This window comes from Streptococcus sp. 27098_8_66 (genome assembly GCF_041431945.1).
Lineage (GTDB): Bacteria > Bacillota > Bacilli > Lactobacillales > Streptococcaceae > Streptococcus > Streptococcus dentalis.
Genome location: NZ_JAPVYS010000008.1, coordinates 78,190 through 85,996, shown reverse-complemented (window position 1 = coordinate 85,996; position 7,807 = coordinate 78,190). Strand labels below are relative to the sequence as shown.

General features: G+C 35.4%; 8 protein-coding genes, 1 tRNA gene, 1 other RNA gene and 1 pseudogene. 4 read left to right on the top strand and 7 right to left on the bottom strand.

Annotated features, from left to right (window positions below; translation table 11 throughout):
* Positions 1–13: 13 nt before the first annotated feature.
* From O3642_RS07160 to O3642_RS07140, 5 genes are all read right to left on the bottom strand, one after another.
* Positions 14–544: a hypothetical protein gene (locus O3642_RS07160; RefSeq protein WP_371605677.1), complete on the bottom strand. Its 531-nt coding sequence runs from the start codon at positions 542–544 to the stop codon at positions 14–16.
* 682 nt (positions 545–1,226) lie between these two features.
* Positions 1,227–2,237: a YeiH family protein gene (locus O3642_RS07155; protein ID WP_371605676.1), complete on the bottom strand. Its 1,011-nt coding sequence runs from the start codon at positions 2,235–2,237 to the stop codon at positions 1,227–1,229.
* Between the two features lie 322 nt (positions 2,238–2,559).
* Positions 2,560–2,973: a helix-turn-helix domain-containing protein gene (locus tag O3642_RS07150; RefSeq protein WP_081103087.1), complete on the bottom strand. Its 414-nt coding sequence runs from the start codon at positions 2,971–2,973 to the stop codon at positions 2,560–2,562.
* Between the two features lie 458 nt (positions 2,974–3,431).
* Positions 3,432–3,947 carry an HdeD family acid-resistance protein gene (locus O3642_RS07145; protein WP_003004261.1) on the bottom strand — a complete coding sequence of 172 codons (516 nt, stop codon included), beginning with the start codon at positions 3,945–3,947 and terminating at the stop codon, positions 3,432–3,434.
* Between the two features lie 218 nt (positions 3,948–4,165).
* Positions 4,166–4,678: a helix-turn-helix domain-containing protein gene (locus O3642_RS07140; RefSeq protein ID WP_003004059.1), complete on the bottom strand. Its 513-nt coding sequence runs from the start codon at positions 4,676–4,678 to the stop codon at positions 4,166–4,168.
* 213 nt (positions 4,679–4,891) lie between these two features.
* Here O3642_RS07140 and O3642_RS07135 point away from each other — a divergent pair, with 213 nt between their 5' ends.
* The 4 genes and pseudogenes from O3642_RS07135 (at position 4,892) to O3642_RS07120 (ending at position 7,438) form a co-directional block, all read left to right on the top strand.
* Positions 4,892–5,074: a hypothetical protein gene (locus tag O3642_RS07135; RefSeq protein ID WP_046164674.1), complete on the top strand. Its 183-nt coding sequence runs from the start codon at positions 4,892–4,894 to the stop codon at positions 5,072–5,074.
* 45 nt (positions 5,075–5,119) lie between these two features.
* Positions 5,120–6,097 (top strand): replication initiation protein, encoded by a 978-nt coding sequence (locus tag O3642_RS07130; protein WP_371605675.1) that lies wholly within the window; start codon positions 5,120–5,122, stop codon positions 6,095–6,097.
* A gap of 11 nt (positions 6,098–6,108) precedes the next feature.
* Positions 6,109–6,297: a DUF3173 domain-containing protein gene (locus O3642_RS07125; protein WP_000369785.1), complete on the top strand. Its 189-nt coding sequence runs from the start codon at positions 6,109–6,111 to the stop codon at positions 6,295–6,297.
* Between the two features lies 1 nt (position 6,298).
* Positions 6,299–7,438 (top strand): annotated as a pseudogene (locus tag O3642_RS07120) (tyrosine-type recombinase/integrase).
* 86 nt (positions 7,439–7,524) lie between these two features.
* Here O3642_RS07120 and O3642_RS07115 read toward each other — a convergent pair.
* Both O3642_RS07115 and ssrS read right to left on the bottom strand, forming a co-directional pair.
* Positions 7,525–7,597 (bottom strand) — tRNA-Lys (locus tag O3642_RS07115).
* A 5-nt stretch (positions 7,598–7,602) separates the two neighbouring features.
* Positions 7,603–7,795: non-coding RNA, 6S RNA (gene ssrS, locus O3642_RS07110), on the bottom strand.
* Between the last annotated feature and the right edge of the window lie 12 nt (positions 7,796–7,807).

The window sequence follows — 7,807 nt, the reverse complement described above, 5'->3', positions numbered from 1 at the left end:
TCTCTTTTCTTTGCTATAAAACGGTTATTCGGTATTCGTCCGTCAAGTACTTGGAAAGATCTTGCCAATCTTCTTCCTTAAATTTACAAAGATTGACGAAGAGTTTTACGGTATGGTGCTCTGTGTTAATGATGACATTCGATTTTGAGAGATTTTCTAGTGCTGTATTGTCCCTCAGTTGAAAGTCGATGAAATAACTTTTACTATTTTGGTGATCCGGGTCACTGACGTCAACCACTTTATAGGCTGCAGTTACCAAATCATCCTTGGGAATAAAGATATCTTTTGTCAGAATCACTCCCTGATAAGCATGGATCCCATCAGAAGTCAGCTCAAAGGCGATCTGACGACTGGTCAGTCTTTTGATCCCAGCAATGGTTGCATAGACCGCAATTAACAATAAAAGGATTTGAATGAGAGTGATAAAAGTGATTTTTGGAAAACCCTCAAAACCTAGGACCGATAAAAAAGCTAAGTGGACAAAGATCGCACAGGCAAAAGCCAAAAAGCCATATCCGACATATTTTGAATAATAGATTTTCATTTTGGACTCCTTACATTTAAGATGTAACGAAAACTTGGAATTTCAAGTACCCTTATCATAGCGGATTCGATGAAGAACTGTCAAATGTTTGCTAGGGTTCAAAGGTGCTTTTTTATTTTAAATGGAATAACAATGATGCAGGATGTTCTAACTTCGTACGCTACATTATAGTGTATAAAAATATGAGCCAAATACTTTTGAGACAAGCAAAAAAGCCTTTATTATAAGGCTTTTTGTGCATAAAAAAATGCCCCCTGCATGGATTTGGAAAGGATTTTCATATTGAGAGTAATTAAAAATATTGAAATATAAGTGATTTTAGGGAAGTACTTTTAGGTATTTCCAATGTCATGATTTAAAAATGGGGCAAAAGTGGGGCAAAAACGAATGACTCTCATTTGGTTTGAAAACCTATAATATCTAATGATTATGCTATACTAGAAATATAGTGTTATTATCAATAAATATCAGTGCGAGACTAATCGGAGGATAAAATGGAAAAACAAATTAATGAAAAAATTATCGAAATGGATAGGGAATATCCCTTTTTATTTTGCTTTAAATCAGATTTTTGGATGGAATAGTAGATGATAAGACAAAATATCTTTGAAGATACAAAAAGACAAACGCCAAAAATGACGTTTGTCTACGTTCTGAGGTAGCCTTTAGGCTCCCTTTTTTCTTAGAAAATACCGATGAGTAATTGCATGCCAAGACTAGTCAGGATGATAGCGATCCAGCAAAGGGCTCCAAGAAGAATGGATTTTCCACTGGATTTGATCATAGCAACGAGGTTAGTTTTGAGACCAATAGCACTCATAGCCATGATGATGAGGAATTTGGAGAGCTGTTTGAGAGGTGAAAAGAAGCTATTGCTAACACCAAAAGAAGTAAGGACGGTAGTTAGCAGAGAAGCTAGGATGAAGTAGAGAATGAAAACAGGGAAGATTTTTTTAAGCTTTACTCCTTGGTTGTTGTCTTGTTGACGGCTTTGCCAATAGGAGAGGAAGAGAGTAATAGGGATAATAGCTAAGGTACGAGTCAGTTTGACAATGGTTGCAGATTCTAGAGTATTGGTATGATACAGACTATCCCAGGCGCTAGCTGTGGCTGTTACAGAGGAAGTATCGTTGACCGCAGTACCCGCAAAGAGAGCAAAACCTTCGTTGGAGAGATGGAGCCAAGAACCTAGAGTTGGAAAGATAAGAGCTGCCAAGACATTGAAGAAAAAGATAACAGAAATGGCTTGGGCTACTTCTTTTTCCTTGGCGTGAATAACAGGAGCAGTCGCTGCAATGGCAGAACCGCCACAGATAGAAGAGCCTACCCCAATCAAGGTAGCTAGCTTTGTATCCATGTTAAAAAATCGTTGGAAAAAGAAAGCAATAATTAAAGCGATAGAAATAGTCGAAAGGATGACAGGAAGGGAAGATTTTCCAACTGCGAAAACTTGAGAGATATTGAGTCCAAAACCAAGTAAGATAACAGCATACTGAAGCAATTTTTTGGAGCTATAAGCCAAGCCGGCATCCAGTTGTTTATAGGAAGTGAGAAAGGGATGGAGAATCATTCCGATAAAAATGGCGAAAACAGGTGCTCCCACAACAGGCAGAAAGCCTCCTAAAACCCAAGAGATGATAGAAATGATCAGACAGGCTAACAGTCCTGCCCAATTTTTTGATAGAAATGACATAAAAACCTCCGAAAATAAATACTCCTTATTATAATCTTATTTATCAGAAAAGTAAAATAGAAAATAGAAAGTAGGAATAAGGTAGTAAATTAACGGAATTTTGCGGTCAGAGAGCTTTTTGTAATATAATAGATATATGTTCTTTGATCAATAAGAATGCAAATGTGGCATATGTTATTGAAAAAAATGAATTTGATGAGCCTGGACATGTGAAGTAATTATGTGAGATAAGAAAATAAATAAGAGAGTTGAAAATGTACTGATCCCAAAAGTTAGATTTTTTTCTGTCTAACTTTTGGGATCAGTACATATCCTCGCTTTTTTAATCTAATAGGTCCTTATTTTCAATTAAGAGTTCTAGTGGGGATTTATCTCTTGCTACAATAAAACCAGGTTCATATTGGTTATGAAATGTTCTTTTCTGAGAAGTTGGATCAATATACAACTCATCTCCATCTTCTGTGTATAGTTGGTTGCCTCTTGTTAGGTAAAGTAAATCCTCTAAGTACTGTCCATCAGTTTCTAGAAAATGTTCGATGTATTTGACAGCCTTTAAGATCTCACTTACTTTATCAGAGTATTCATTCGATTCAAGAACACTCTTTTCTAATTCAATCTCCTTACTTGTTCCAAAAAGTTGAGTTGGAGTTGCATTAAAATATTCTGCTATCTTATCTAAATTTGCAAAGGTAGGATAGCTTTTTTGTTTTTCGTAGTCAGAGATATCTGGAAAGATTGCTCATAAAAAAATGTAGGGCAAATGATGGGGCAAATCAGTTATAGACAAGCAAAAAAGCCTTGGAACTCAAGGCTTTTTCCTGTTGATTTAGATGCCCCCTACATGGATTTGTAAGAACTTTTCATATTGAAAATAAACAAAAATGTTGAAATATAGCTGATTTTAGGGAAATACTTTTAGGTATTTTCAATGTCAGGATTTAAAAATGGGGCAAAAGCGGGGCAAAAACGAATGACTCGTATTTTGTTTGAAAACCTATAATACCTAATGATTATGCTATTCTAGATATATAGTTTTGTTATAAATAAATGTCAGTGCGAGATCAAATTGGAGAATAAAATGGAAAAACAAATTTCTACGTAGAATGGAATGCGAAAAAGTGATAATTAAAGAGACGAAAAAGCTGAGAATATGATTTCCCAGCTTTTTTGAATGCGATAGAAATAGCAACTAGACTATTTACGAAAGGCCTCAATAATGTAGGTGAAGCCAGTAACTAAAAATGAAAAGGCAATGACATAAACGACAAAGACACCTGTAGCCACTGGATTGAACAGAATCACTAGACCTAGTAAAAATTCAAGCAAGGCTACCCACATGATATTGCTACCAATAATAGGGAAAATCAATCTTAGACGATTGCCTTTAAAGAAAGCAATAATGGCTTCTACAATTAACCAAATTCCTACAATGGTCGGAATGACGACCGGCAGGGTCACAAAGCCATAAGCAACGAGGTAAAGAGCTAAGAGAAGACTAACAAATCCTTGGAAAAGATAAACAGGTGAGCGAAGCTCTTTTGGTGCAGAGAAATAGCCTAAAATAGCTGCTATAGAAGAAACCAGTAAACCAAATGAAATCCACCAGCTGTAAGCAACAAGATTAGCTACTGGGTTTGTAAATAGGAAAAGTCCTAAAAGGACAAAAACAACTCCTGCAAGGAATAGCAGTAAACGATTAGAAAATTTCATTTCAATACCCCCTATATAGTATAGTTTGCTAATAAAACTATTGTACTTATTTTTATAGAAAATGTCAATAAAATAAATAAACAATTTGGAAGTTTCAGTCTGACTTACAAAAAGAAAAGGAGTTTTCACTCCTTTTCACAGATTGAAGACAAAGTCCTTATAAAAGTGTCTTCTAAAGATTTTAACTTCAATCTGAAGCGAGGTTATCCTCGCTTTTTCTATTTATCAAACAATTCCTTATTTTCAATTAAGAGTTCTAGTGGAGATTTATCCCTTGCTTCAATAAAACCAGGTTCATATTGGTTATGAAGTGTTCTTTTCTGAGAAGTTGGATCAATATACAACTCATCTCCATCTTCTGTGTATAGTTGGTTGCCTCTTGTTAAGTAAAGTAAATCCTCTAAGTACTGTCCATCAGTTTCTAGAAAATGTTCGATGTATTTGACAGCCTTTAAGATCTCACTTACTTTATCAGAGTATTCATTCGATTCAAGAACACTCTTTTCTAATTCAATCTCTTTACTAGTTCCAAAAAGTTGAGTTGGAGTTGCATTAAAATATTCTGCTATCTTATCTAAATTTGCAAAGGTAGGATAGCTTTTTTGTTTTTCGTAATCAGAGATGGATTGTTTACCGATTCCTAAATCTTCCGCAAGTTGAGTTTGACTCACTCCTTTTTCTATGCGTAGTCGTGCCAAATTGGGTCCAAAATTTTGAATAATAAAGGTCATGATAAACTCCTATGTTGTATTTTAAACTTATTCTATCATCTATAAACTTACAAATCAAGTTTTTAGTTGACTGCTCCAAATATTTTTTATAAAATATATTTATAACTTACAAATAAGTTATAAATGATACAAATAATTCATGTGTTTAGGAATAGTGAGTGAGGAGGAATTTGAGGACGAGACTATGACTATGACTGATGACTATTCGAAGCCTTGGAGCTAGAAATTGTGTGGGCAAGGGCAAGGGACGAGCCTGACGGGAAGTCAGGCGAAGTCCTGCAGGCTGCCGTCCAGACAATTTCTAGCCAAGCAAAAGCTGGCTATTCTAACAGCCAGCAAAAAGGTACACTTAGGACAACGTCCAAAGAACGACGGAACGAGCAAACGTTGATTTGACGGTGTTTCTGAGACCTAAAAAATCTAAAAGAAGGGGGGACAATTTTGTTGGTTTCTATACAAGATTTAAGAAGCATTCAAGAACGATGTGATGTAGGAGAATTAGTACAGCGACTAGATGTCAGTATTGATAGATTAACGGTTATCTGGGATACAGACACTGGTTCCCTAAGACGAATTTTCAAAAATCTGAAACAGGCAATAAGTACAAGAGTTGACTCATTTGAAATATATGATAATGTTCGAGATGATGTCTTTACTTTAGCTAAAGTTTTTAATGAGTATGATTCGATCAATATTATATTTTTTCAATTATCCACTTATGGAGGTGAACAATTGATTCGAATTGATTTCAATCCTAATACTTTAAAAGAATTTGATGGAATGAAAGTATGGAGGCAATTAATGTACTTTGCCAGATTGAATTCATTGACGGTACGTTTGTCTCGTTTTGATTTGGCATTTGACATTTTCAACAGGCCTGAAATCGTTAATTTGCAACATATTAAAGGTGGTGTTACACATAAGGTCTTCTATGGTCGAGGGGGCGAATTAGAGACGAAATATTGGGGTTCTAGCGGTAGTAATGTACAAGTTAGGTTATATGATAAGAATAAAGAAATCATTGCTCACAAGCGAGAAGAGAAGCTAGATTTGGATGTGAATCCGTTTTGGTGGAGACTAGAGTTCCAACTCAGAACCAAAGCGATTGGGGAGGAGATGGTCCAAGATATTATGAATCGACTTGATAATTTCGGATTTTATAAGCTAGATCATATTCGAGTGGAGCAAAGAGCATTTACAATTATCTTTCTCAACAATCCTGAACTGTTGTCATTGGCTTTTCCAAATTTAAAATCAGACAGCATCAAAAAGAAAAAAACAAGAGTCCGCAAACTATTGAGAGAAGAAACGAACCAATTTGCGGAAGAATTAAAAGAAGTATTAATACAGAATCTCCCTAAATTAAATACAGAATTACAACTACTTGTAGGTGAGTTTCTGACTTTAGAAAATCAATAAGGAGGATAACTATGGATAATAATTTAATTAGCAACAAAGAATTAATTGAAATGGGCTATCGCCCTCACACTGCAAATGATATCATCCATCAGGCAAGAGAATTACTTGTATCACGAGGCTATACATTTTATAATCGCAAACGTTTGATGGTTGTTCCAAAAAGTGTTGTAAATGAGATTCTAGGAACAGAGGTGGCGTAATATGGCAAGTGTTCGTTATCGAAAGCGAGGAGATAGTAACTTATGGACCTATGAAATTCGTAACGAAGGAAAAACTGTTGCTCATAATAGCGGTTTTAAAACAAAAAAACTTGCAGAGTCAGAAGCTGAGCCGATTCTGCAAGAACTTCGTTTAGGGAAAAGAATTTCTAGAGATATTTCTCTTGTCGATCTATATCAAGAATGGCTTGAACTAAAAATTCTACCGAGTAGTAGGTCGGAAGAGACAAAGAAAAAATATCTTCTCCGTAAAAACACAATTGAAAGATTATTTGGAAATAAAAAAGTCACTCAAATTCGTGCGAGTGAATACCAAAGAATAATGAATAAGTATGGTCAAACAGTTGGTAGAAATTTTCTTGGTAGATTGAATACTGGAATTCATCAGAGCATCCAAATGGCAATTGCTGACAAAGTTCTAATAGATGATTTTACACAACATGTCGAGTTGTTTTCATCCAAAGAACAACAGATGACAGAAGAGAAATATTTACATACAGAAAAGGACTATCTGGATTTACTTTTAGCAGTAAAGAGAAAATTCGATTACCAACGTTCAATTGTTCCTTATATCGTCTATTTTCTATTAAAAACAGGCATGAGGTTTGGAGAGTTAGTAGCGTTAACTTGGAATGAGGTTGATTTTGACTGAGGACTACTAAAAACATATAGGAGGTTTAATACCCTTTCTCATAAATTTGTCCCTCCAAAAAACAAAACGTCTATTCGGATGGTACCGATAGATGAAGAATGCATTAAGATATTACAAGTCCTAAAAATTGAACAGGAGAAGGCTAATAAAGAGCTAGGAATCAAGAATAAGTATAAAATGATTTTTCAGCATTATGGATATATTCACTTGGTACCAGATATTGCAAGTGTCAATAAAGCTTTGAGTGTTCTTTTAAATGAATTAGATATTTATCCAATTATCACGACAAAAGGAGCACGTCATACCTATGGAAGCTACCTCTGGCACAAAGGTTTTGACCTTGGAGTTATTGCAAAAATTCTAGGGCATAGAGATATTTCAATGTTAGTAGAAGTATATGGACACACTTTAGAAGAGAAAATTTTTGAGGAATTTAATCAAATCAGAGATATCTGGAGAGATTGCTCATAAAAAAATGTGGGGCAAATGATGGGGCAAATGCTCTTAAGACAAGCAAAAAAGCCTTGGTTATCAAGGCTTTTACTGTTGAAGTTTGATGCCCCCTACAGGGCTCGAACCTGTGACCCATAGATTAAGAGTCTACTGCTCTACCAACTGAGCTAAGGAGGCAAATATAAAAAGCTGTATTGGTGCCGAAACTTCACGATTTGTATTGAACCCGCGCAATTAAGCAGGTGGGCAACTCGCTCTGACTTAGCTGCTTCCGCGTGAAACGGCCTGCATACTGCCAGAAGTCTTTTGTTTCCCTAATAATACAAAAAATAGTCGGTCAACACTTAAGTGTGAGTTCGTACACCACAGCGTTTCTATATGTATATG

Excerpts from the sequence above, each read along its gene's own strand:
- O3642_RS07125 (WP_000369785.1), top strand. The coding sequence starts at position 6,109 with ATGGATAATAATTTAATTAGCAACAAAGAATTAATTGAAATGGGCTAT.
- O3642_RS07145 (WP_003004261.1), bottom strand. The coding sequence starts at position 3,947 with ATGAAATTTTCTAATCGTTTACTGCTATTCCTTGCAGGAGTTGTTTTT.
- O3642_RS07160 (WP_371605677.1), bottom strand. The coding sequence starts at position 544 with ATGAAAATCTATTATTCAAAATATGTCGGATATGGCTTTTTGGCTTTT.
- O3642_RS07155 (WP_371605676.1), bottom strand. The coding sequence starts at position 2,237 with ATGTCATTTCTATCAAAAAATTGGGCAGGACTGTTAGCCTGTCTGATC.
- O3642_RS07140 (WP_003004059.1), bottom strand. The coding sequence starts at position 4,678 with ATGACCTTTATTATTCAAAATTTTGGACCCAATTTGGCACGACTACGC.